This is a genomic window from Janthinobacterium sp. GW821-FHT03A03 (assembly GCF_059421435.1).
Genome location: NZ_JBWKUZ010000013.1, coordinates 40,983 through 66,176, shown reverse-complemented (window position 1 = coordinate 66,176; position 25,194 = coordinate 40,983). Strand labels below are relative to the sequence as shown.

Here is a 25,194-nt window from a genome sequence, read left to right as displayed (position 1 = left end):
CCAGTGCCGGGACAATCCAGGCCGGCAGGCCGGTGCAGGGCGCCCCTTCCGTGGAGGGTAGCGCAACAGTCAATTATAGTTGGAAACTTCGTGGAACACTTGGAGTTCAATCCGGCGGCGCTGCTGGCTTGCCGGCTTGAAAGCTACTGCTGATGCGGGGAGTGGGACAGGATCAATGATGATGCAGGTCGGACGGGCTGCGTTCGGCGTGGCCGCCGGCGCTGGCGCAGTCGTCAGCCGTCAGGGTGCTCGAGACGAGCGAGCAGACGCCATACAGCTTGGTGAGGTTTTTCAGGTTGTTCGGCAGGTTCTTCAGCTCCAGCACGCCGCCCGCATCCTGCGCGGCGCGTTGCCACGTCAGCATGACGGAGACGGCGGCCGAATCGACGGCCTTGACGTTGCGCAGATCGAACTTCGTCTGACCCGAGCGGATGGCGTCCAGACCCTGCTCCAATGCCGAAGTGGCATTGTGCACGGTCAGGGAAGTCAGGGACTGCAAGGTGTCGAGAGAATCGGGCATGGCGTCGGGCTGCGCTGGTCTGGAGCTGGGTCTGGAGCTATATGATAGCCGATTATTTGGCTTTGGCGGCAGGACGGCTGGCCAGGGCCTTGTTTTTTGCCTGCAGGGTCTTGATCAGGCCATCGATGCCGCCCTTGCTGATTTCGCTGGCAAAGCTGCTTTTGTAGGTTTCCACCAGCCAGGCGCCCAGCACGTTGATGTCATAGATCTTCCAGCCGGCCGGGGTTTTCGCCACGCGGTAGTTCAGGGGCACGGGTTCGCCGCGCGCCACGTTGACCTGCGAGCGCACTTCCACTTCCGTATCGCTCGGGTCGGCGCGCAGCGGCTTGAATTCCACGGTTTCGTTCTTGATCTGCGACAAGGCGCCCGAATACGTGTAGATCAGCAGGGTACGGAACTCCGCCGACAGCTGCTTTTGCTGATCCGGCGTGGCGTCGCGCCAGAAACGGCCGGCGGCCAGCGACGTCATGCGCTGGAAATCCACGTACGGCAAGATTTTGCTTTCTACCAATTCCGTGACGCGCTTGATATCACCCGCCTGGATCGCCTTGTCGGCCTTGGCCGTATCGATCACGTCCTGGCTGATGCGCTTGACCAATACGTCGGGCGCTTCCACGGCAGGGGCGGCCTGGGCGGCGGTGGCAAAGGCGATGGTCGCCATCGCCAGCAATTGTTTCATCAATTTCATGGTTCTACCTTTCATGGTGTTGCTATGCACCGGCTGGCGTTGATCGCAGCCGTGGTGGTCTTGTCCCGCAGTTTACTCCTGGGGCCTGGCCTCGGCGGCCACGGTATTGCTACCAGATGTTACGAGGCCGGCGGGCACAACATCGGCCGCCGCCACGGCTGGCGGGGCTTCCGCAGGGGCCGGCTGTGGTTTCGCATCGTACTCGGGCGCGTCATCGCTGGTGTCGTTTTTTGGCACTTTGCGGTCGCGGCGGTCCGTATCGCCATCGAAAACCTTGCTTTCGCGCGCCTGCAGGAAGCCGTCGCGGATGAATTCATAGCGGTCCAGCGCGGCCGCTTCCATCAGGTTCGTCGCGTCGAGCAGGGCGGCGCGCTTGTCGACCACGCGCGTTACCGTGCCGATATTGCGCACATTGACCGGGTCCTTGTAGCGCCATGGATCGCCCGTGATGTCGAGCGGCAGGGCCACCGTGTCGCGCACGGTCGATGGGCCCAGCAGCGGCAGCATCACGTACGGACCAGGCTGGACGCCATACCAGCCCAGGGTCTGGCCGAAATCTTCGCTGTGCTTCGGAATGCCCGCCTGCGAGGCGAAATCGATCAGGCCGAAAATGCCGAAGGTCGAGTTCATGCTGACGCGCACGACGTCCTGCAAGCCCGCCTCGCCCTTGCCTTGCAGCAAGTTATTTACGGCGCTCCACACATCGGCCAGGTTGCCGAAGAAGTTGCCGATGCCCGTCTGCACGAACGACGGCGTGACCGTCTTGTAGGCCGTGGCGACAGGTTTCAGCGCCACCTGGTCGACGGTATCGTTGAACTTGAACATGGCGCGGTTATACCCTTCCAGCGGGTCGCGCGGATTGGTGCCGGTGGCGCACGCGCTCACGCTGGCGGCGATGGCCAGGGCCAGGCCGATACGCGCCAGGCTGCCTTGGAATTTCATGGTCGACTCGCTCATTTGCTGTCCTTTCCTTCCGCTGCCTTGCTGTAGATGAACTGATTGATCAGGTCTTCCAGCACTGTGGCCGATTGAGTGCGGGCGATCTTGTCGCCCTCTGCCAGGTTCGCCAGATCACCGCCCGCTTCCAGGCCGATATACTGCTCACCCAGCAAACCGGCCGTCAGAATCTTGGCCGAGCTGTCTTTCGGAAATTTGTAACCGTCTTCGATGTCCAGTTTCACCAGCGCCTGGTAGGTCTTGTCGTCAAAGCGGATCTCCGCCACGCGCCCGACCACCACGCCGGCGCCCTTGACGGGCGCCTGCGGCTTGAGGCCGCCAATGTTGTCGAATTTCGCAGTAATGGTATACGTCTTGCTGAACGACAGCGAGCTCATATTGCCGGCCTTGAACGCGAGAAACATCACCGCCGCCACGCCCAGCAAGACGAACAAGCCTACCCAGACATCCAAAGATTTACGTTGCATAAACAATCCTAAATAATTTTTACTTGCCGCCACCTGCGCAGATCCCGCCCAGGCCGCTATTTTTTTTGCTGATCTGTAATTACTTGCTAAACATCAAAGCCGTCATCATGAAATCGAGCCACCACACCATCAGTGACGAAATAACAACAGTGCGCGTGGTGGCGCCGGACACGTCTTCCGGCGTCGGCTGTGCCTGGTAACCCTGGAACAGCGCGATGAACGTCACCGCAATGCCGAAGACCAAGCTTTTGACATAGGTACCGTTGCCAATATCTTTCCAAACATTTACGCCGCCCTGCATCTGCGACCAGAACGAGCCTTCATCGACGCCGATCAGCACCACGCCGACCAGGTAGCTGCCGATGACGCCGACGGCCGTGAAGATGCCGCCGAGGATAGGCATGGCGATCACGCCGGCCCAGAAACGGGGCGCCAGCACGCGCTGGATCGGGTTGACGGCCATCATTTCCATGGCCGACAGCTGCTCGCCGGCCTTCATCAGGCCGATTTCGGCCGTCAGCGAGGTGCCGGCGCGGCCAGCGAACAGCAGGGCCGTGACGACCGGACCCAGCTCACGCATCAGTGACAGCGCCACCAATTGCCCCAGCGATTGCGTCGCGCCAAAGGTGCTCAGCGTGTAATAGCCTTGCAAACCCAGCACCATGCCGACGAACAGGCCGGACACGGCGATGATCACCACCGAGCGGCTGCCGATGTAAAACAATTGCTCGAGAAGCAAGTGCGGACGGCGCCACAAGCCCCCCGAAGAGGCGATGATGAGAAAGAAGGAACGCACGGCAAAGCCGAGGTCTTGTACCGAATTGCGCAACCATGCTCCGATCGCCGCCAGGAAACCCGCGATCATCGGCCCGCTCCCGCGTGCAGCCCCAGGTCGTCGGCCAGCGACTTGCCCGGGTAGTGGAACGGCACGGGGCCATCGGCCTCGGCGTTGACGAACTGCTTCACGTACGGATGCGTCGAGACAGCCATTTCGGCCGGCGTACCGTGCGCCACAATCTTGCCCGATGACAGAAAATAGACGTAATCAGCGATGGCAAAACACTCCTTTACATCGTGCGATACCAGGATAGACGTGGAGCCCAGCGCATCGTTCAGATTGCGGATCAAATTGGCCGTCACGCCCATGGAAATCGGGTCCAGGCCGGCGAACGGCTCGTCATACATGATCAGTTCGGGGTCGAGCGCGATGGCGCGCGCCAGGGCGACGCGGCGGCCCATGCCGCCGGAAATCTCGGCCGGCTTCAATTGCGCCGCATTGCGCAAGCCCACGGCGTGCAGCTTCATCAGCACCAGGGTGCGGATCAGCTCTTCATTCAAGTCCGTGTGTTCGCGCAGGGGGAAGGCCACGTTCTCGAACGCCGTCAAGTCCGTAAACAGGGCGCCATGCTGGAACAGCATGCCCATCTTGCGGCGCAGCTGGTATAGCTGGTCCGTCCCCAGCGTATGCACGATCTGGCCGTCGACATTGACGGAGCCGGAACTGGGACGCAGCTGCCCGCCGATCAGGCGCAGTACGGTCGTCTTGCCACTGCCGGAACCACCCATGACGGCCACAACTTTTCCACGTGGGAAATCCATTTGAAGGCCCGATAAAATCGAACGTTCTCCATAGGCAAAGTGTAAATCACGGATTTCAACAAGATTTGGCACGACGAAGCTCACTATTTTAATGGCGTATTGTAGTGCAGAAACACCAATCTCTGCTGAGACACCCCGCTGGACAGCCCGGGACAGGGGGAGAATACAACACTAATGAATCGAAAGTCAGATATTTTATTGTAAAAAACGCGAGCCTGCACGCGCGCCGCGCCCACAAACGGCGGCATGAGCAAGTAACAAGGGCCACGGCGCATTGCACGCCGTGGCCCTGGCTTGATCCAGCTCAAATCGTTAGCGTGGCAGCGAGGAAGCACCCATCAGGAAGGCATCGACGGCGCGCGCGCACTGGCGCCCTTCGCGGATGGCCCAGACCACCAGCGACTGGCCACGGCGCATGTCGCCGGCCGCGAACACTTTCGGCACCGACGTCTGGTAGCAGCCTTCGCCGTCCGTGCCGGCCTTGACGTTGCCGCGCGCATCCGTATCGACGCCGAACGCTTGCAGCACTTGTTGCACAGGGGAAACAAACCCCATGGCCAGGAAGACCAGGTCCGCCTTCATCTCGAATTCCGAGTTCGGCACTTCGCTCATCTTGCCGTCTTTCCATTCGACTCTGCAGGCGATCAGCTTTTCCACCTTGCCGCCCTTGCCTTCGAAACGCTTGGTGGCCACGGCCCAGTCGCGCTCGCAGCCTTCCTCGTGCGAGGACGAGGTGCGCAGCTTGGTCGGCCAGTACGGCCAGACGAGCGGCTTGTTTTCCTGTTCCGGCGGCTGCGGCATCAGTTCGAACTGGGCCACGGAAGCGGCGCCATGGCGGTTCGAGGTGCCCACGCAGTCGGAACCCGTGTCGCCGCCGCCGATCACCACCACGTGCTTGCCCGTGGCCTTGATCTGGTCCTTGAGCTTGTCGCCCGCGTTGACCTTGTTTTGCAGCGGCAGGAAATCCATGGCGAAATGCACGCCTTTCAGGTCGCGGCCCGGCACGGGCAAGTCGCGCGGCTGCTCGGCGCCGCCGGCCATGATGACGGCGTCAAATTCTTTTTCCAGGTCTTCCGGGAAAATGGTTTCCTTTGCCCAGTTGTTCACGTTGGCAGGGAAATCCTTGCCGACCAGCACGCTGGTGCGGAACACCACGCCTTCGGCTTCCATCTGTTTCACGCGCAGGTCGATGTGCGACTTTTCCATCTTGAAGTCAGGGATGCCGTAACGCAACAAACCGCCGACCCGGTCGCTCTTCTCGAACACGGTGACGGCGTGGCCGGCGCGCGCCAGCTGCTGCGCCGCCGCCAGGCCGGCGGGGCCGGAACCGACGATGGCTACTTTCTTGCCAGTACTAAAAGAGGCCGGCTGCGGCGTGACCCAGCCGTGTTCCCAGCCCATGTCGATGATTTTATGCTCGATGGACTTGATGCCGACCGGATCTTCGTGTATGCCCAGGGTACAAGCCGCTTCGCACGGCGCCGGGCAGATGCGGCCCGTAAATTCCGGGAAGTTGTTCGTCGAATGCAGGGTATCGAGCGCTTCGCGGTAGGCGCCGCGATACACGAGGTCATTCCAGTCAGGAATGATGTTATTCACGGGACAACCCGTGGTGCAGAAGGGGATGCCGCAATCCATGCAGCGCGCGCCCTGCACGGTCGCCTGGGCGTCCGACAGGTGCAAGACGAATTCCTTGTAGTTCTTCAGACGCGCGGCAGGCTCCAGATAGTGCTCGTCCTGGCGCTTGAATTCCATGAAGCCGGTAATTTTACCCACGATGTTTCCTTTGTATTTGGCTGGCGGGGAGCGGCTCGGCCGCTCCCATATCATTGATCTTGGCTGGCTCAGGCGGCGACGGCTTGCACTTCCATGGCGGCGTCGGCTGCCATTTCGATCAGCGCGCGCTTATATTCGTTCGGGAAGACCTTCACGAACTTGCCGCGCGCCGCGGCCCAGTCGTCGAGCAGGACGCGGGCGCGGGTGCTGCCCGTGTGCTTGAAGTGACGCTCGATCAGGCGCTTGAGGATCACTTCATCGGCTTCCGGCGCGCCGTCGCGGTGCTGCGTATGCCAGGCGTCGCGGTCGACGTGCTGTTCCGCCGCGGACACGACCTTGTCCAGGCTGACCATGGCCGTGTTGCACTTGCTGGCAAAGTCGCCGGCCGGGTCATAGACATAGGCGATGCCGCCCGACATGCCGGCCGCGAAGTTGCGTCCCGTATTGCCCAGCACCACCACCGTGCCGCCCGTCATGTATTCGCAGCCATGGTCGCCCAGGCCCTCGACCACCGTGGTGGCGCCCGAGTTGCGCACGGCAAAGCGTTCGCCTGCCACGCCATTGAAGAAGGCTTCGCCGGCGATGGCGCCGTACAGCACCGTGTTGCCGATGATGATGTTGTCCACGGCCCAGCCACGGAATTCCGTATTCGGCCGCACGATGATGCGTCCGCCGGACAGCCCTTTACCCACGTAATCGTTGCCCTCGCCCACCAGGTCGATCGTGATGCCGTGCGCCAGGAAGGCGCAGGCCGACTGGCCCGCCGTGCCTTGCAGCTGGATGTGGATGGTGTCGTCCGGCAAGCCGGCATGGCCGTATTTCTTCGCCACTTCGCCGGACAGCATGGTGCCCACCGTGCGGTTGACGTTGCGCACGGGCGAGATGAAGGAAACGCGCTCGCCCTTTTCCAGCGCCGCGCGCGCCTGCGCGATCAGCTTGTGGTCGAGCGCCTTTTCCAGCGCGTGGTCCTGGTTTTCCACGTGGCGGCAAGCTTGCTCGCCCGTCGTTTCCGGCTTGTGGAAGATGGCCGAGAAGTCCAGGCCCTGCGCCTTCCAGTGCGAAATCGCCTTCGATTTGTCGAGCAGGTCGACCCGGCCGATCAGTTCATCGTAGCTGCGGATGCCCAGCTGCGCCATCAGTTGGCGGGCTTCTTCGGCAACGAAGAAGAAGTAATTGACGACATACTCGGGCTTGCCCGAGAACTTGGCGCGCAGCACCGGGTCTTGCGTGGCCACGCCCACCGGGCACGTATTCAAGTGGCATTTGCGCATCATGATGCAGCCTTCGACCACCAGCGGCGCCGTGGCGAAACCGATCTCGTCGGCGCCCAGCAGGGCGGCGATCACCACGTCGCGGCCCGTCTTCATCTGGCCGTCGGCCTGCACGCGGATGCGGCTGCGCAAGCCGTTCAAGACTAATGTTTGTTGCGTTTCAGCCAGACCCAGCTCCCACGGCGTGCCCGCATGCTTCACGGACGACAATGGCGAGGCGCCCGTGCCGCCGTCATGGCCGGCGACGACGACGTGGTCGGCTTTCGCCTTGGTGACGCCGGCGGCCACCGTGCCGATGCCCACTTCCGACACCAGCTTGACGGAAATCGAGGCGCGCGGATTGGCGTTCTTCAAGTCATGGATCAGCTGCGCCAGGTCTTCGATCGAATAGATGTCGTGGTGCGGCGGCGGCGAAATCAGGCCCACGCCCGGCACGGAAAAGCGCAGGCTGGCGATGTATTCGGACACCTTATGGCCCGGCAACTGGCCGCCTTCGCCCGGTTTCGCGCCTTGCGCCATCTTGATCTGGATCTGGTCGGCCGAGTTCAGGTAGGCGGCCGTGACGCCGAAACGTCCCGAGGCCACCTGCTTGATGCGCGAGCGCATGGAATCGCCTTCCTGCAGGGGAATATCGACGACGATCTGCTTGCTGCCCACGATGGACGCCATGGTGTCGCCCTGGCGGATCGGGATGCCCTTCAGTTCCTGCGTGTAGCGGTTCGGATCTTCGCCGCCCTCGCCCGTGTTCGACTTGCCGCCGATGCGGTTCATGGCCACTGCCAGGGTCGCGTGCGCTTCCGTGCTGATGGAGCCGAGCGACATGGCGCCCGTGGCGAAGCGCTTGACGATTTCCTTGGCCGGTTCCACTTCGTCGAGCGGGATGGCCTTGGTCGGGTCAAGCTTGAACTCGAACAGGCCGCGCAGGGTCAGGTGGCGACGGCTCTGGTCGTTGATGATTTGCGCATACTCCTTGTAGCTGGAGAAATTGTTGCTGCGCGTGGAGTGCTGCAGCTTGGCAATCGCGTCCGGCGTCCACATGTGGTCTTCGCCGCGCACGCGGAACGCATACTCGCCGCCCGCGTCAAGCTTATCCATCAGCACGGGATCGTCGCCGAAGGCCAGCGCATGCAGGCGCAGCGCCTCTTCCGCCACTTCAAACACGCCGATGCCTTCCACGTTCGAGGCCGTGCCCTTGAAGTATTTGTCCACCAGCGACTTGTTCAAGCCGATGGCTTCGAAAATCTGCGCGCCGCAGTACGACATATACGTGGAAATGCCCATCTTCGACATGACTTTCATCAAGCCTTTGCCCACCGCCTTCGTGTAGTTATAGATGGCTTTGTCGCCGGACAAGTCACCGGGCAAGCCGTGCGCCAGCTCGACCAGAGTTTCCATGGCCAGATACGGGTGGACGGCTTCCGCGCCATAGCCCGCCAGCAGGGCGAAGTGGTGCGTTTCGCGGGCCGAACCCGTTTCCACGACGAGGCCGGTGGAGGCGCGCAAGCCCTTGCTCACCAGGTGCTGGTGCACGGTGGAGGTGGCCAGCAGCGCGGGGATCGCCACCTGGTCGGCGCAGATGGCGCGGTCCGAGACGATCAAAATGTTGTGGCCGGACTTGACGGCGTCGACGGCTTCCGCGCACAGCGAGGCCAGGCACGCTTCCACGCCTTCCTTGCCCCAGGCCAGCGGGTAGCAGATGTCCAGTTCGTACGACTTGAACTTGCCGCCCGTGTGGGCGCTGATATTGCGCAAGCGCGCCATGTCGTCAAAGCCCAGCACGGGCTGCGCCACTTCCAGGCGCATCGGCGGGTTGACGTTGTTGGTATCGAGCAAGTTCGGTTTCGGGCCGATGAAGGACACCAGCGACATCACCATCGCTTCGCGGATCGGGTCGATCGGCGGGTTCGTCACTTGCGCGAACAATTGCTTGAAGTAGTTATACAAAGGCTTCAATTTGTTCGACATGACGGCCAGCGGCGAGTCATTGCCCATCGAGCCCGTCGCCTCTTCGCCGGCCAGTGCCATCGGCGCCATGAGGAATTTCAGGTCTTCCTGCGTGTAGCCGAACGCCTGCTGGCGGTCCAGCAGCGACGGCTGGGCCTTTTCGCCCTGGGCGCGGTCCAGTTTCGCTTGTCCTTCGGCCAGCTTGATCTCGTCGAGCTTGATGCGCACCGAGTTGATCCACGCCTTGTACGGCTTGGCGTTGGCGTAGGTGTTTTTCAATTCCTGGTCGTCGATGATGCGGCCCGCTTCCAGGTCGATCAGGAACATTTTGCCAGGCTGCAAGCGCCATTTCTGGATGATTTTCGATTCCGGGATCGGCAGCACGCCCGATTCGGACGCCATCACCACCAGGTCGTCGTCCGTGACGATGTAGCGGGCCGGGCGCAAGCCGTTGCGGTCCAGCGTGCCGCCGATGTGGCGGCCGTCCGTGAACGCCATGGCGGCCGGGCCGTCCCACGGTTCCATCATGGCCGCGTGGTATTCATAGAAGGCGCGGCGGTTGTCGTCCATCGTCGTGTGGTTTTCCCACGCTTCCGGAATCATCATCATCATCGCCTGGGCGATCGGATAGCCGGCCATCAGCAGCAGTTCCAGCGCATTGTCGAAGCAGGCCGTGTCGGACTGGCCTTCATAGATCAGCGGGAACAGTTTCTGCAGGTCGTCGCCCAGCACGGCCGACTTCATCACGCCTTCGCGCGCGCGCATCCAGTTGAAATTGCCTTTCACCGTGTTGATCTCGCCATTGTGCGCGATCAAACGGTAGGGGTGGGCCAGCGGCCATTCGGGGAAGGTATTCGTCGAGAAGCGCTGGTGCACGAGGGCCAGGGCCGAGATGCAGCGCGCATCCTGCAAGTCCTTGTAGTACACGCCCACCTGGTCGGCCAGCAGCAAGCCCTTATAGACGATGGTACGGGCCGACATCGACGGCACGAAGAATTCCTTGCCGTGCAGCAGTTTCAAGGCCTGGATGGCGTGGCCCGACGATTTGCGGATCACATACAGTTTGCGCTCGAGCGCGTCGGTGACCATGATGTCCGGGCCGCGGCCGATGAAGATCTGGCGGATGACGGGTTCCTTGGCGCGCACGGTGGGCGACATCGGCATGTCCGTATCGATGGGCACGTTGCGCCAGCCCAGCACGACTTGTCCCTCGATGCGCACGGCGCGTTCGATTTCCTGTTCGCAGGCGATGCGCGACGCGTGTTCCTTCGGCAGGAAGACCATGCCCACGCCGTATTCGCCAGGCGGCGGCAATTCCACGCCCTGCTTGGCCATTTCTTCGCGGTAGTACTGGTCGGGAATCTGGATCAGGATGCCGGCGCCATCGCCCATCAGCGCATCGGCGCCCACGGCGCCCCGGTGATCGAGGTTTTTCAGAATCAGCAAACCCTGTTCGACGATCGAATGGGTCTTGTTGCCCTTGATATGGGCGACGAAACCGACGCCGCAGGCATCGTGTTCATTGGCTGGGTCGTACAGGCCTTGCGCTTTCATGGGCTTCTCCGCTGCGTATGGATATCGAAAAACTAGAGTAGTGCAACGCAACAAAAAACTCAACCAGAACAATTAGGGTCGGAGTCGAATTAAATTGGTTTGCGTCTCCCGAAAAATTTAATAGGGACATAGTCGAAGCCATTTCAATAAATCGTCAGAATGAAACCATTTTTGTTTTAAATGTGAATGCTTTTCAATTGGCGTCCGATGCGGCCACGGTTTTGCGGGGACGGCCCCGCTTGGCAGGCAGTACTTGCCGCTGCATTTTCAGTTCCAGCGCCTGCTTGAACGCGTCGGAACCCAGGGGCCAGCCCTTCAATACAGCCTGTTCCACCACCTTGACCTGGCTGCTGCCCAGGCCCTGCTCGAACAGGCGCAGGTACGCCGCTTCGCGGTCGAACGGCGTGTTGCCCAGCGCCCAGTACAGCGCATGGTCGGTGATCACGGGATCGGGGCGCACGCCCGCATGGTGGGCATAGCTGGACCAGCTGTAATCGAGCGCCTGGCCCGCCAGGCCCGTCTGCACGGGCACGGACTCCAGGTAGCGGCAGCAGGTGAGGAAGAAATTGTCGGGATCGATGACGGAAGTTTTGTAGCGTCCCTGCCACAGCGCCCCTTCACGGCCGTATTTTTGATTGAAATACGGCACGTAATAGCGTCCCAGCCACTGCATCAGCTGTCCCAGGCCCGTCGCATCGCTGGGGGTGGCCAATAAATGTAGCTGATCGGGCAACAAAACATAGGCGTGGATGGCCACCTTGAACATTTTCGCGCCCGTTTTCAGCCAGGACAAAAATTGCGCGTAATCGAGTGCATCCTGGAACACGCTCTGGCGGTTGCTGCCGCGCTGGATCACGTAATGGGGCAGTGCGGGAATGATGAGGCGGGGCAAACGGGCCATGGCAGAAATCATGAAATGAAGGCTAAGGCCTTGATTTTACACACTTGCGCGCGCAGGACGCGACTCTGACCCTGTTTTATTTGAAATACCTGAAAAAGCGATTGACTCTGTCCCTTGATTTGAGAACAGGATGCTCATGCCCCCTCACAAACACTAAGTGAATAGTTCCAGCGGCCACCATTGTCGAGACAGCTGTCGATTTCCCATTCCTGACGCAGCCACAGGACAGCACTGGACGCCCCAACGATCAGCAACAGCCCAAGCAGGAAACGCAGTTTCATGTGGACCGCTCTGGCGATCAGGACAAATTGAAGCTGGCCGACAGGCTGTAGCCCTCGCCATACGCGCTGCGCAGCGGCAAGTCCTGGCCCAGGCCTGTCTTGGCTTTCTTGCGCAGCCGGTACACGAGCATGTCGACCCGGCGGCCCGCATCGGGGTCTTCGCCGCCCATGCCGGCCACGATGACGTCGCGCGGCACGGGGCGGGTGTTGATGGTCAGCAGGTGCAGGAAGTTGAATTCCTTTTCCGTCAGGGCGATGACGGCGCCCATCAGTTCAAGTTGGCGAGCGCTCACTTTCAAGGTCCACTTGCCCGGCTCGGGCACGGGGTCTTGCGGGCCGACGCGGCGGTCGAGCGCCTCGATGTGGGCCGCCAGCTCGGGGAACTTGATCGGCTTGGTCAGATAATGGTCGGCGCCCAGGCGCAAGCCGAGGATGCGGCTGTCGAAGGCGACGCGCCCCGTCAGCACCAGCACGCCGATTTGCGGATACAGCTGGCGCATGCGGGGGATGACATTGAAGCCGTCTTCATCGGGCAAGCCCAGGTCGAGCACGACCACGCCCACATTTCCATGGCTCAATGCAGTCCACATGCCGCCAGCGGAGCTGGTGATATGCACTTCGTGCTCGAGCTCAACGAGGAATTCCGCCATGTCTTCGGCGTAGTCCAGATTGTCTTCGACGATCAATATTTTCGTCATTGCTACGCCATTCTTTGTTAGTAAGCAAACCGTGGGCAAACCATGCCATTCACTTCTGCACCATGATGGACGGGCTGATAGGTTTACGTCAAGGAATTATCACGGTTGACTTCAGCGGAAGCAAGGCTTTTCCTTGTCTAGACAGGAAGCGGCAGCCAAATCCGGAAAACTGCCCCGCCTTCGGGCAGATTATGCCCCTGCAAACTCCCGCCATGCACGTCCACGACGGCGCGGGCCATGTACAGTCCGAGGCCCGCGCCCGGATGCGCGGCATGGGTTCCGCGGAAACCTTTTTCGAAGATATGCGCCAGTTCCGCCTCCGGCACGCCGGGACCCTCGTCGCGCACGCACAGTTCCACGCCGCCGGCGCTGGCCCGCCGTCCCGCCACGGTGATGCTGCTGCCCGGCGGGCTGAACTTGACGGCGTTATCGAGCAGGATTTTCAGGCACAGGGCCATGCCGGGCACGTCGCAGCGCAGCCGGGCCGGCAAGTCTTCATCGAGTTCCAGCCGCACGCGGTGGCTGGCGGGCACGGTGGCGGCCGCCTGCTGCAGCAGGGCCAGCGGCGCGATGCCGTCGGCGGCCCGCTCGCGGCCGATGGCCGCCATGCGTTCGGGCGACAAATAATCATCGATCATGGCCAGCAGACGGTCGACAGCCGTCTGGATTTTCACATAGCGCTTGCGCGTAGCCTCGTCAGCCTCGGCGGAAGTCGACACCAGGCGCTGGATGGCGCCGTCGATGGTGGCCAGCGGCGTGCGGAATTCATGCGACAGCATCGAGGCGAAACGCTTCTGCTCCTGTTCCCGCGCCGCTTCCTGCGCGTGCGCCGCGCTGACGTCGCGCACGCTGCCGGCGAGGGTCACGCCGCGCCCGTGCGCGGCTGGCAAGATGGTCGAGCTGATTTCCAGCGCCAGCGCATGCCCGTCGGCGTGCGCCAGTGCCACTTCGCGCAGCAAGGTCACGCGGCTGGCGTCGCCGTCGCGCCAGCGCTGCAAGCGGGCCGGCACATCCGCCGCCAGGCGCGCCGCGTGTTCGCGCAAGGCAGGCAAGTCGTGGCCCGTCAGGCGCTGCGCGGCGGGGCTGATGTAGATCAGGTCGAGGGTGGCGGCGTCGAGCAGGAAAACCGCGTCGCGGCCGTGTTCAAGCAGCAGGCGGAACTGCGCTTCGCCCCCGCGCGCGCGCAGCAGGGCGCGGCGCAGCTGGACGAAACGCAGCGCCATGAGGATGGCGCCGGCAAGCAGCAGTAAAAGGAACGGCAGGAAGGGCAGCATGCTTTACACCTGGCAAGATCAAAACGCCAAGTATAGAGCTTGCCACATGGTTAATCCTCGAGCGGGGCGAAAATCTGCTGCAAGTCTTCCTGCGTGAGGGCCATCTTCTGCGATTCGCCTTCGGCCAGGATCGATTGCGCCAGCTCCGATTTCTTTTGCTGCAGCAGCTGGATCTTTTCTTCCAGCGTGCCCTTCGCGATCAGTTTATACACGAACACGGGCTTGTCCTGGCCGATGCGCCAGGCGCGGTCCGTGGCCTGGTTTTCCGCCGCCGGATTCCACCACGGATCGTAGTGGATCACCGTGTCGGCCGCCGTCAGGTTCAGGCCCACGCCGCCCGCTTTCAGGCTGATCAGGAAGATGGGCACGGCGCCCTGCTGGAAGGCCGCCACTTGCGCGCCCCGGTCCTTCGTCTCGCCCGTCAGCAGGGCGTAGGGAATGTCGCGCGATTCCAGCTCTTCCTCGATCAATTCCAGCATGCTGGTAAATTGCGAGAAGACGAGGATCTTGCGCCCTTCGTCGAGCAAGTCTTCCACCATCTGCATCAGGTCGAGCAGCTTGGCCGAGCCGGCCGACTGCTTCTTGGCCGGCAGCGATTTCACCAGGCGGGGGTCGCAGCACACTTGCCGCAGTTTCAGCAGCGCTTCGAGAATGACGATCTGGCTGCGCGCCACGCCCTTCTTGTCGATTTCTTCACGCACCTTTTGATCCATCGCAAGACGCACGGTTTCATACAGGTCGCGCTGCGGCCCCGTCAATTCCACCTTGCGCACCATTTCCGTCTTCGGCGGCAGTTCCTTGGCCACATTGTCCTTCGTGCGGCGCAGCAGGAACGGCTTGATGCGGCGGTTCAGCAGCATGCGCCGCAGCGGGTCGTCCTGGCGCTCGATCGGATGGCGGAACTGCGTATTGAAGGTCTTCTCGTCGCCAAGCAAGCCCGGCAGCAGGAAGTGGAATTGCGACCACAATTCGCCCAGATGATTTTCCAGCGGCGTGCCGGACAGGCACAGGCGGTGGCGCGCGCGCAGCAGGCCCGCGCTTTGCGCCGCCTTGCTGCGCGTATTCTTGATGTAGTGCGATTCATCGAGGATGACCAGGTGGAAATCATGCTCGCGCAGGGTTTCCTCGTCGCGCGGCAACAGCGCGTAGGTCGTCAGCACCAGGTCGCACTGGTCGATCTGGTCGAATTGCTGGGCGCGGTCCTTGCCTTGCAGCAGCAGCACCTTCAGGCCGGGCGCAAATTTTGCCGCCTCGTCCTGCCAGTTGCCCATCAGGCTGGTCGGCGCGATGACGAGGGCCGGATGCGTGAGGCGGCCCGCTTCCTTTTCCACCAGGATATGCGCCAGCGTTTGCACGGTCTTGCCGAGGCCCATGTCATCGGCCAGGATGCCCGCCAGGTCGTGGTCGCGCAGGAATTGCATCCACGCCAGACCATCGGCCTGGTAGTCGCGCAGGGTGGCCTGCAGGCCGGCCGGTGCCGCCACTTTCTGCACGGAACCGAACTGGCTCAGCTTGCGGCCCATGGCGCGCAGCTGCTCGCCGCCCGTCCATTGCAGCTCCAGGCCGCGCGCCAGGTCTTCCAGGCGCGCCGCGTCCAGGGTCGACATGCGCACGGCATGCCTGATCTTGTCGCCGAAATACAGTTCGCCCAGGGTACTGAGAATGGGACGCACGCGGCCCCACGGCAGCGCCACGCGCGTGCCGTCCGGCAAGGTCGCCAGCATCTGGTCATCGTCCGCATGCGCTTCGATGACTTTCGGGTTGAAATCGTTGGGCGCGTTGCGGATCAGCTGCACCAGCACGGGCAGCAGCGGCACGCGCTCGTGGTTGACGACGATGCCCAGCTCCAGCTCGAACCAGGCGTTGCCGCTGTCCGGGTCCTGGTCGTCGATTTCCGCGTACCAGTCGCCCACGTCGCTCACATCGTAGCGGTACTTGGCCGTCTTTTCCACGATCCAGCCCTGCTCCAGCAAGGCGTCGATGCCGGACTCGGCAAAACGCAGCCATTCCGCCTGGGAAGGCAGCAGCAAGGCGCCTTTCAGCCCGCTCAAGGGGGCCGAGCCCGGCTTCTTGAATTGCAGCTCGGCCAGGGTGGCCAGGGCACGCGCCTCGTCGACCGTATTTCTCTGGATAATTTCCGTCACCTCGCCCACTTGCCGCACCACGCGCTGCGACGGATCGAACGAGACGCGCTCGCCATCATAGTCGTAGGACAGCACGGCGAAGTCATGCCAGCGCTGCAGGCTGCCGTCGGCCAGCATGGCGCTGTCGAGCAGCAACACCGGTTGCGCCGGCACGTCCTTGCGCAAGCGCTGCGGCAGCGGTTGCGGCAGCGGCATCAGGTGCTGCAGCCCCTGCGCCAGCAGCAGTTGCGACACGCGCACCTTGTCGTTCGCGTTCAAGGGCGGCGCCTGCGCCACCAGCGCCTGCAGGTCGGCCAGGGAAATGTCGGAGCCGCCCTGGTTCAGTTCCAGCACGCCGCACGACAGGTTGTCGATGTACCACGGCGGGTCCGTGGGCAGCATGTAGTCGATCTGGTCGGCGCCATGGTGCTTCGCGCCTTCCGGCGGGTCCACTTGCCAGCCCAGGCGCATGGTCTTGCCCTCGTCGCGCCAGAACAGGCGCGCCGGGCGCACGGGACCTTCCTTCAATGGATACACGAGGCCATTGCCGACGTCGGCCCAGGAATTGGCCCACAGCAATTTATCCTGCTCGGCCAGCATTTTCAGCAGGGCCGCGCCCACCTTGCCTTTCGGTTCCGTGGCGCTGCCCGTCTGCGAGTTCTGCCCGCTGCGCATGGCCACGAAGAAGCGCACGAGGTCTTCATCGGCCGGCGTCAAAAACGTGGGCGGCGCCGACAGCAGGGAAAAGATTTCGCTGATGGGCGAAGCGGCCGCCACGTCGCCGTTCGGCCGCAGGCGCGCCTTGTACAGGCACAGGGCCACGTGGCGGCCGCCGCTGGTGGGCGCCAGCACGTAGATCAGGCGATGCGCGTTGAGTTTGGGATCAGGCTCGGCTATCGTCAGCACGGCCTTCGGATGAGCGGCAGCCTCCACCCGCTGCAGCCAGGTGGCGACGGCATACGGCAAAGGCGCTCCCGGCGTACTGGCCGGGGCAACTGGGGTTTCACTGGTTTCGTCGCGGGTAAAATCCATGGGGCGCATTATTGTGTAAAGGTCGTATCCAAATCGGCAACAGGCAATATTATCCGCCATACAGGCGTTGCTGGCTTGATTCACACACGCTCTTTGAGCAGTTTTAATGCGCGATGCCTAAAAAATAAGTATTTAATACGACACTCTTGCCGCGCAGGCGGCAAAAATGGCCCGCCGTCGGCCATTTCCGCCGCCTGCGGGCGACTTATCAGGCTGGCACGCTTTCTTCTTCCGTCACGCTGGCGGCCGCCTCTGGGGCGGCTGGCGCCGCATCGGCCGGCGTAAAGTTGCGCAGGAACAAGAAAAACTGGCCCATCATCTGCGTCCACAATTGCAGATTGATATTCAGGTACTCCTTGCTGACGCCGCCGGCGACCAGCACATCCATTTCCAGCACGACGAAATCGCCATGCTGGGCCACGCGGGCGAAGCGCTTGCTGCGGTGCCATTCGGCCAGCAAGCCGGCCGGCAAGTCGCCGCCCTGCACGCGCAGCGGGCAGCTCAGGGTCAGGTCCGCATACTGGCCCGGCGCAGCTTCGTTACCCCACAGCACCTGAAAGCCGATGCCGTGGCTGGCGCTGTGCAGGCGCACCACGCCGTCGTGTTCGATGCTGGTGACGGCGCAGCCGGCCGTCTTGATGGCGTCGGCCATTTGCTCGGCATTCAGGGTGGTCAGCAAGTTATTCGTGTTTTCCATCGTCATTCCATTCATTTCAAAAAAAAGTCAATTTATTGGGGTGCCGGCGCGGGCACGGCAGGCGTTTCTGTTTGACGCGCATCAAAGCGGCCCTGGTACAGCTGGTCGCCATACTGCTGGGCGATTTGTTCCAGCTTGACCCGGCTTTGCGCGGCGAACGGCTGGCGCGCCTTCATGACGCCCAGCACGTCGAGCGATTCATACGCTTGCAGGATTTCTTGCCCGGTTGCATACAGCTGGGCATTCTTGGCTTCGCAGCGCGACAAGGCGCCACGCTGCGCCGCCACTTCGCCGTCCAGGCGCGCGCGCTCGGCTTCCAGCCGCTTGCCGCTGGCGGCCAGCTGCTCGCCGGCCTGGCGGTACTGCGCCAGGCTGGCGGCCGCCTCTTGCGCGGCGGCGGCGCCGCGCTGCTGCTCGGCGGCCAGTTTTTCCCGCTGCGCGCGCTCCTGCGCCAGCTGCGACTGGCTGCGGGCCAGTTCCTTTTTCAAGCCGTCGCTGGCGGGCGCGGCCTCCGGCGCCGCCCTGGCCACCGGCGCGCCCTTGGCTTTCAGCAATTCCAGTTCGCCGCGGGTCTGCTGCAATTGCGCCGTGACATTGCGCAACTCGGCGCGCAGGCGCTCTTCCATGCTTAGCCCCTTCTGTCCCTGCGCCTGGGCTGCGCCGCCGGCCAGCAGCATCAGCAGCAAAGCCGGCAAGCGCGTTTTGTTGAATATCAACATCATGGCTCCTTAAAAACGCGCGTTCAGTTCGATTTGCAGGGTGTCGATCGACAGGGCCGAACCGAACACTTCGCGGCTCGACGTCCAGCGGCCGCTGAACCAGGTGTTCTTGTCGATCGCATACGCGCCGCCCAGGTAGTAGCCGCGCGCATTCGTGCCGCCCAGGTGGAAGGTGGAATCGTTGTAGGCGTCAGGCAAGGCATCCGGCTCGATGCGCTTGTAGCCGAGCAGCACGTTCCAGTCGCCGCGCGCCTGCGTGTTCGCCTTGCCCAGGGTCGCCTGCAGCATGTAGGCGTTGCCGCCGCTCCTGAAGTCGGCCTGCGAGACGCCGCCCGTGCCGCCGAAGTTGTTCATGATGCCGCCCTTGGCGCGCGCCCACATTTCATTCTTGTCGTAGGCCATGTTGCGCACATAATCGCCCTCGATGCGCAAGTCCTTGCCGCCCGCGACCTTGCTATCCCAGCGCGCATTCAGGTTGGCCAGGCGGAATTTCGAGGCCAGGCCCACGAATTGCGGCTGCGGCGTGTTCGCCGGGTCCAGCGGGTTCAGTGCGATATTGCGCAACAGCATCAAACTGTTGCCCTTTTGCATGCTCGACGGACGCGACCAGTCCGTGCTGCAGCCATCGGCGCCCGCGTACAGCGCGCACGGCTGCGAATACTCGCCGCTGATGTTGCGGAAGTTGTAGTAGGCCAGGGCGCCGCGCAATTGATGGTCGCTATTGATCTTCCACGAGGCGCCCACTTGCGCGCCGAGCAGCCATTTGTTTTCGCTCGCCATTTTTGCCTGGCTGCGGCTAGGTGCGTTGTCCGACGAGTATTCGAGCGGAATGATGCCCAGCGTACCGAAGACGGTGACATCCTTGTTCGCGCCCACGGGCTGCTGCACCTTGGCGGCGATGCCGTCGAAATTGAGTTCACTGGAAAACAGTTCGTCGCCGGAAACAAACGGGTTGTCGAAGCGGCCGGCCGTCAGTTTCAGCCAGGACGCGGGCTGGTACGACAGCCAGGCCTGGTCCAGCCAGATGTTTTTCTTGCCCAGGCCGCCACCGAGGGTTTGCGTGGTCGAAACCGGGCTGTCGTCGTTGCCGCTGGCCAGGCGGATGCCCGCTTGCGTGTTCTCGGAAATGTCGGCCAGGATGCCCAGGCGGGCGCGCGCGCGCAGCAAATTCTTGCGGTCCTGGCGCGTGTTCAGCAGCGCCGGCAGGGCCAGGTTGGTATTCGAATTGACGTCGTAGCCGCTGCCGCTGTTGAGCGAGCGCCAGTCGATCTCGATATTGCTGTTGGCCATGTCGTAATAGCGCGATTCATAGCGCGCGCGCACATCGCCTTCGACGCGGATGCGCTTGCTCCATTCCGGCGTTTCATTCGGCGCCGCCCAGCCGCCGGCCTTGGCTTCGGCCAGCACCTGGCCCTTGATTTCATCGCGGATCTGCTCGCGCACGGTTTGCGAAATGTAGGGCACGCGCACGTCGCCCGGCTGCACCTGCGCCAGCGCGGCCGGCGCTGCCGCCGGACGGGCTTGCGCGGCGGCCAGCGCCTCGCTCTGCGCCTGCGCCAGCAGCGCCTCGCCGGCATCCTTGTTGAGGGCGCCGCTCTGGATCAGGCCGCGGATCAGTTTGACCATGGTGCTGTCGGCCGGGACGGCCTGCGCCTGCACCGCGCCGGCCGCCACGCTCAGGGCCAGGGCGGCCAGCGCCAGCGGAAGGCGGCGCAGGCGCTGTGGGGAAGAAATTAGGAGGTTCATCGCTTCTTTCGGTAAAAATTAATATGGATGTCGTAAAGAACGCCTGACAAAACCGTCGCGAGCGGCAGTGAGTTGTGGCCGGGAAGCGCAGCTGTGCGCATGCACAGTGAGCATCGCAGGCCGCAAATCACAACGCGCAGCAGGTTTGGTCGGGTGTTCACGGCCGGCGGCCCTTGATCGATACGCGCGCCGGGAAACGCAGGGACGCCGGCGGCCGCTCATCGGCGCGGAAATCGCGCACCATGGCCAGCACCTGCTCATCCGTCTGCGCATTGCCCGTGCCCTGCACCAGCAGCACTTTCGTCGTCTTGCCGTCCGCATCGAGCCACAGGTCGACGCGGATGTCGGAGAACGCCAGCTGGCGCGTGCGCGGATCGCGGGCAAACGCCATCTGCAAGGCGTTGGCCACATAGCGGCCGTACGAACCGGCGCCGAGACCACCGCCACCGCCGCCGCCCGTCATGCCGCCGCCGCGCCCGGCCTGGATGCCGAAGGCGTCGCTGCCGGCCTGCGCCGCACCGTCGATGGTGACGGGGTCGCCCTTGTCCGGCGACGGGCTTTCCGGCGCGTCATCCATGGGCTTGTCGGCCGGCGTCGGTTCCGGCTCCGATACCTCGGGCACCACCTTGTCGGGCGTCGGTTCCGGCAGTTTTTCCGGTTCCGGCGGCGGGGGCGGCGGGGGCGGCAGCATCAGCATGGGCGTGGCCACCACCTCGCGCTTGGTGGCCGCCGTATCGGACAGCAAATACCAGACCAGCGCGGCCAGCGCGCCGGCCAGCAGCGCGCCGCCGGCCACGCCGCCCCAGCGGCGCCACCACTGCGCGGCGCCCGACGGCGCCGGCGCCGCCATCTTCATCATCTCGTCACGCTTCACCTTGCGCTCCTCATGCCGGCTTGCCGGTCACCAGGCCCACCTGGTTCAGGTCGATGCGGCGCAGCAGATCGAGCACTTCGACCACTTTCGCGTATTGCACGGCGGCATCGCCGCGCACGATCACGGGAAAGTCGGGCGTCAGGGCCTTTTCCGTGCGCAAGCGCTCTTCCAGCTCGGGCAGGGTGACGGGATAGGCGTCGAGGAAGACCTGGCCTGCGTTGTCGATGGTGATGGCCTTGGTCTTCGGTTTTTCCAGCGCCATGGCCGAACTGGCCTTGGGCAGGTCGACCTTGATGCCGGGAATGCTGGCGTTGCTGGTCAGAATGAAAATCACCAGCACCACCAGCAGCACGTCGACGAAGGGCGTGATGTTGATGCCGCCGCTACGCTTGCGGGGGGTAAACTTGGCGGAGGTGGCCATGGTTATGCGCCCCTCACGCCTGCTGCAGCACGGGACGCATCTGGCGTCCGTCGCCCTGCTCTTCAGCCAGGCGCGTGGCGAATTCGTCGACAAAGACGGCCATATCGGCGACGATGGCGTCGGAACGCGACGACAGCCAGTTGTAGCCGAACAGCGCGGGAATCGCCACGCCCAGGCCGGCAGCCGTACACAGCAGCGCTGCCGCCATGCCCGGCGCCACCGAGTTGATGTCCACGGCGCCGGCCATGGCCGCCACGACGAACACCAGCATGATGCCGATCACGGTGCCGAACAGGCCCACATACGGCGCGCCTTCGATGGTGGTCGAGAGCCAGATCATGCGCTTGGACATGCGCTCGCTTTCGCGCACCATCACGCCATCCATGGCGGCGCGGATGGCGCCGATGGTGGCGTTCGACACGGCGTTCAGGTCGTAGCCGCGGTCATGGCGGCGGCGCATCTCGTCGATGGCCACGTCATACAGGCGCCACAGCGAGGAATCCGTCTTCACGGCAGTGCTCAGCTTGCCATTGCGCGCCAGGTGGTCGAGCGGCGCGCCGGCCGCTTCGTGGAACGACTGCATGAACTGCGCATTGGCGCGCGAGATGGCGCCATAGCTGCGGCCCTTGCCGATCATGATGATCCACGACAACACCATCATCAGGCCCAGCACGCCGACGACGATCCACGCGTCGAGCGGCATGGCGGCGATGATGAAGCCGAAATGGCTTTTTCCCGCCTGCTGTTCGTCGGCGCCAAACACGGCCAGGCGCGATTCGGAACCTTGCGAGACGGCGTCGGCCAGCAGCAGGGCGTCGGGACGGGCCGTGCGCGACAGGCGCAATTCGTCGATGGCGCCCGTGAAGTTGGCCAGGATGGCGGCGCCGGAAGCGGCCGGCGACGCATCGGCACCGACGGCGGCGGCCGTGGCGAAGGCCGGCAGGGCGGTGGCCAGCGACACGGCCGGACGGCCGCCCACGTACAGGGCCACATTGGCTTTATCGGCCTTGACGGCCAGGTGCGACCATTGGCCGGCCTGGATAGGCTGGCCGGGCTTGCTGCGCTGGCCATTGACCTGCACGAACGGCACGCCCTGGTCCACGCCGATCAGCAATTCACTGGCGCCGTCGCGGCGTGCATACAGCACTTGCTGCGCGCCCAGGCTGTCCGGGCGCACCCAGGCCGAGAAGGTGAATGGCGCGCCGGCGGCCAGCGCCAGCGATGGCGAGGCGGGCAGCATCAATGGCGTGGTGCCCAGGCGGGCGCCGGCGCCAATGACGGAACCATCGAGTGCCGGCACGGCCGTCTGCGCATGGTTGCCGTAGGCGGTGCTGTCGCGCGAGGGCACGCCAGGTTCGGTGAAGTGGTACACCAGGCTGTAATCGGGATCGAAGGTGCGCTGGCCATTGCCGGAGGCGGGCGCCTTCGGGTTGCCGTAGTACATCCACAACTGCTGCGGCGTACCGGCCGTCAGGGCCGGCACGTCGACCCAGATCAGGGCGATGCCCAGCAGCGGGTTGAATTGCTCGATCTGGTGGTTCAGGACGGTTTTATCGTCGCCGGCCACGAAGCGCAGGTCGGCGCCGTTGTCGCTGACGCCTTCAAAGTTGAAATTGCCCGAATGCAAGCGCAGCAGCACGGGAATGCGGCCGGGATCGCCGCCCACGGCGCCCGCCTTGGGACCGGCGTCGACGGTGACGGGTTTGCGGTAAGCCCAGTCGGGCTGCCACCAGGCATGCGCCAGGCCGGGAACGAGCGTGCCCAGGATCGTGAGCAGAAAAAGAAAACGTTGCATGACAGTGATTCTCCGAAGAAAAGTCTAGAAAAGTGCAGTGCTGTTGAGCTGGCCCGTCAGTAGCTGGCCGACAGGTTGAAGTTGATGCGGCGCACGTGTTTGTGCGTGCGCGGGCCTTCGCGCAGCGGATACGAAAAATCGATGCGGCCATTCAGGTAGCGCAGGAACTGGAAGCTGCTGCCCACGCCCACGGACGCCAGGCCGAACAGGTCTTTCTGTTCCAGCATCGGATCGCGCAGGCGCAGGCGCGCGCCATCGGCAAACGCATACAGGCGCCAGTTCTCCAGGCGGCTGAAATACGTCAGCTGCGGCGTGCGCCATTCAACGGTGCCGGACACGCCGTAGTCGCCCGTCGCCTCGGCCGACAGATAGCCGCGCACGGAGTTGGCGCCGCCGGCAGCCATCTGCTCGCCCGACACGAGCGCCGCATCGGCCAGCTGGCCCGACATGCGGCCATGCAGCTGGGCGCCGCTGCCCAGGGTGTAGGTGGCGTTGGCGTCGCCCTTGAGCACGAGGAAGCTGGGCGAGGCCTTGTAGCGCTTGTCGTCATAGGCCGCGCTGTTGCTGCCGTAGCCGAACGAGGCGCGCGTGCCGGCCACCAGCGACAGGCCCAGGCCATACGTCGCCGCCTCCGTCTGCGCATAGCCGTTGTAGGACACGCTCAGGGGCACGTACTTGAGCGGAATATTGCTGCCCGTGCCATTGAGCTTGAGCGCTTCCTGGTTATCCTTGAAGTCGATGCCGGCGGAAAAGCTGTGCCACCAGATGCCGCTGTTGGGCACCGTGTAATTGAGCTTCATGCCCAGCGCGTGGCCCTTGCCCAGCACGCTCGTGCCGCCCGTGCTGGCCACGTTGCTGTTGGATTTATAGCCGTTCGCTTCCACGCTCCAGCCCTGTGTGCCGATCGGCGCCACGTAGGAGGCGGACCACACGCGGGTCTGGTTCAGGTCGCCCGGCGTGCCGAAAAAGCTGATGGTGGCGCTATGCCCGAGCTGCCACAGGTTGTCGTGGCCCACCGACATGCTGGTACGCAACTTTTTGGTATCGGCGCTGTAGTCGTTGTTCAGGCCCACGCTGGCGCGCCACGGGCTGCTGTCGTCGACTTTCAGGTCCACGTCCATGGTGCCGGGCAGGCTGCCTTGCTTGACCAGCGGCATCACCTGGCGCTTGGGGCCGCGGTTCAGCGCCGTCAGTTCCACCTGCGCCTGGGTAAAGTCGGGCACCGTGCCTTCCGTCAAGGCCGGCACCTGCTGGCGCACGTCGAGCGGCGAGTTGTATTGCGCGCCGACCACGCGCAGGCGGCCCACCTTGGTTTCGCTCACCTGCAGCACCACCACGCCCTGCTCCACCTGCTGTTCGGGCAAGTCGACATAGACGGATTGATAACCTCGGGCTTGATATGCCGCAACGAGGGCGTCGCGCGCCCCTTCCACATCCTTCAAAGTGCGGCCCGGCCCCAGGAAGGGCGTGACGGCCGCTTCGATGGCGCGGGCGTCGAGCACGGTATTGCCACGCACCAGGTATTCCTCGATCGTCACTTGCCGTTCCGGCCCAGCCACGGGAGCGGCCGCCGGGACCGCATCCTGGGCGCGCGCCATGCCGGGCAGGGCCAGCATCGCCAGGCACAGCAGGCTCAAGGCGGTAGCTGGCGCCTGCGGCGCGCCATTACCTCGTTTCTTCATCTCACGCATATTCCATTCACCTCAAATTCAATCGGTTGCCCTACCCGGTAGCGCGGTGCTGAGCGCCATGTTCAGCAAGACAGTTCCTAGACGCGCGCCGCGCGCGCGGACTGCCGTTTGTCATCAAATGTTCATAAAACTCCGGCCGCGACGCTGGCGCCGCGGCCGGAATGGC

20 protein-coding genes are annotated in these 25,194 nt (G+C 63.6%); all 20 read right to left on the bottom strand.

All coding sequences use genetic code 11. From position 1 onward, the window contains the following. Window positions 1–172 precede the first annotated feature (172 nt). The 20 genes from AC07VI_RS20705 to AC07VI_RS20610 all read right to left on the bottom strand — a co-directional run bounded on the left by AC07VI_RS20705 (window position 173) and on the right by AC07VI_RS20610 (window position 25,019). Window positions 173–520 (bottom strand): STAS domain-containing protein, encoded by a 348-nt coding sequence (locus AC07VI_RS20705; RefSeq protein ID WP_070219654.1) that lies wholly within the window; start codon window positions 518–520, stop codon window positions 173–175. A gap of 52 nt (window positions 521–572) precedes the next feature. Beyond that, window positions 573–1,208: an MlaC/ttg2D family ABC transporter substrate-binding protein gene (locus tag AC07VI_RS20700; RefSeq protein WP_086147041.1), complete on the bottom strand. Its 636-nt coding sequence runs from the start codon at window positions 1,206–1,208 to the stop codon at window positions 573–575. Window positions 1,209–1,280: 72 nt separating this feature from the next. Further along, window positions 1,281–2,165: an MlaA family lipoprotein gene (locus AC07VI_RS20695; protein ID WP_492991873.1), complete on the bottom strand. Its 885-nt coding sequence runs from the start codon at window positions 2,163–2,165 to the stop codon at window positions 1,281–1,283. Then, entirely contained in the window at window positions 2,162–2,632 is a 471-nt protein-coding gene (gene mlaD, locus AC07VI_RS20690; RefSeq protein ID WP_086147043.1) for an outer membrane lipid asymmetry maintenance protein MlaD, read from the bottom strand. The genes AC07VI_RS20695 and mlaD overlap by 4 nt, the downstream gene beginning before the upstream one ends. A 79-nt stretch (window positions 2,633–2,711) precedes the next feature. Then, window positions 2,712–3,497, bottom strand: a complete 786-nt coding sequence (gene mlaE, locus AC07VI_RS20685; RefSeq protein WP_086147044.1) for a lipid asymmetry maintenance ABC transporter permease subunit MlaE — start codon at window positions 3,495–3,497, stop codon at window positions 2,712–2,714. Then, window positions 3,494–4,303, bottom strand: a complete 810-nt coding sequence (locus tag AC07VI_RS20680) for an ABC transporter ATP-binding protein (protein WP_086137632.1) — start codon at window positions 4,301–4,303, stop codon at window positions 3,494–3,496. Before AC07VI_RS20680 ends, mlaE begins: the two co-directional genes overlap by 4 nt. Before the next feature lie 240 nt (window positions 4,304–4,543). Next, window positions 4,544–6,007, bottom strand: a complete 1,464-nt coding sequence (locus AC07VI_RS20675; protein WP_086147045.1) for a glutamate synthase subunit beta — start codon at window positions 6,005–6,007, stop codon at window positions 4,544–4,546. 68 nt (window positions 6,008–6,075) lie between these two features. Next, complete coding sequence (locus tag AC07VI_RS20670; RefSeq protein WP_099375467.1) at window positions 6,076–10,776, bottom strand: glutamate synthase-related protein; 4,701 nt, start codon at window positions 10,774–10,776, stop codon at window positions 6,076–6,078. Window positions 10,777–10,969: 193 nt separating this feature from the next. Beyond that, window positions 10,970–11,677 carry a transposase gene (locus AC07VI_RS20665; RefSeq protein ID WP_086147053.1) on the bottom strand — a complete coding sequence of 236 codons (708 nt, stop codon included), beginning with the start codon at window positions 11,675–11,677 and terminating at the stop codon, window positions 10,970–10,972. 134 nt (window positions 11,678–11,811) lie between these two features. Then, window positions 11,812–11,958 carry a hypothetical protein gene (locus AC07VI_RS20660; protein ID WP_492991882.1) on the bottom strand — a complete coding sequence of 49 codons (147 nt, stop codon included), beginning with the start codon at window positions 11,956–11,958 and terminating at the stop codon, window positions 11,812–11,814. Between the two features lie 17 nt (window positions 11,959–11,975). After that, on the bottom strand, window positions 11,976–12,656 hold the full coding sequence (locus AC07VI_RS20655) for a response regulator transcription factor (protein ID WP_034753797.1): 681 nt from the start codon (window positions 12,654–12,656) through the stop codon (window positions 11,976–11,978). 137 nt (window positions 12,657–12,793) lie between these two features. Beyond that, window positions 12,794–13,930: a PAS domain-containing sensor histidine kinase gene (locus tag AC07VI_RS20650; RefSeq protein ID WP_086147047.1), complete on the bottom strand. Its 1,137-nt coding sequence runs from the start codon at window positions 13,928–13,930 to the stop codon at window positions 12,794–12,796. A gap of 50 nt (window positions 13,931–13,980) precedes the next feature. Next, window positions 13,981–17,085 carry a DEAD/DEAH box helicase gene (locus tag AC07VI_RS20645; protein ID WP_086147048.1) on the bottom strand — a complete coding sequence of 1,035 codons (3,105 nt, stop codon included), beginning with the start codon at window positions 17,083–17,085 and terminating at the stop codon, window positions 13,981–13,983. Between the two features lie 208 nt (window positions 17,086–17,293). Continuing rightward, window positions 17,294–17,782, bottom strand: coding sequence for a YbjN domain-containing protein (locus AC07VI_RS20640; RefSeq protein WP_226936350.1), 489 nt, complete (start codon window positions 17,780–17,782; stop codon window positions 17,294–17,296). Between the two features lie 32 nt (window positions 17,783–17,814). Further along, window positions 17,815–18,504 carry a hypothetical protein gene (locus AC07VI_RS20635; RefSeq protein ID WP_099375464.1) on the bottom strand — a complete coding sequence of 230 codons (690 nt, stop codon included), beginning with the start codon at window positions 18,502–18,504 and terminating at the stop codon, window positions 17,815–17,817. 6 nt (window positions 18,505–18,510) lie between these two features. Beyond that, entirely contained in the window at window positions 18,511–20,247 is a 1,737-nt protein-coding gene (locus tag AC07VI_RS20630) for a putative porin (RefSeq protein ID WP_099375463.1), read from the bottom strand. 157 nt (window positions 20,248–20,404) lie between these two features. Further along, complete coding sequence (locus AC07VI_RS20625; protein WP_492991885.1) at window positions 20,405–21,121, bottom strand: energy transducer TonB; 717 nt, start codon at window positions 21,119–21,121, stop codon at window positions 20,405–20,407. 10 nt (window positions 21,122–21,131) lie between these two features. Next, window positions 21,132–21,542 (bottom strand): ExbD/TolR family protein, encoded by a 411-nt coding sequence (locus AC07VI_RS20620; RefSeq protein WP_034753784.1) that lies wholly within the window; start codon window positions 21,540–21,542, stop codon window positions 21,132–21,134. 13 nt (window positions 21,543–21,555) lie between these two features. Then, complete coding sequence (locus tag AC07VI_RS20615; protein WP_086148265.1) at window positions 21,556–23,337, bottom strand: DUF2341 domain-containing protein; 1,782 nt, start codon at window positions 23,335–23,337, stop codon at window positions 21,556–21,558. Window positions 23,338–23,393: 56 nt separating this feature from the next. Then, the gene (locus tag AC07VI_RS20610) at window positions 23,394–25,019 is read right to left on the bottom strand and encodes a ShlB/FhaC/HecB family hemolysin secretion/activation protein (protein WP_226936348.1); all 1,626 of its coding nucleotides are present in this window, start codon (window positions 25,017–25,019) and stop codon (window positions 23,394–23,396) included. Window positions 25,020–25,194: the final 175 nt, after the last annotated feature.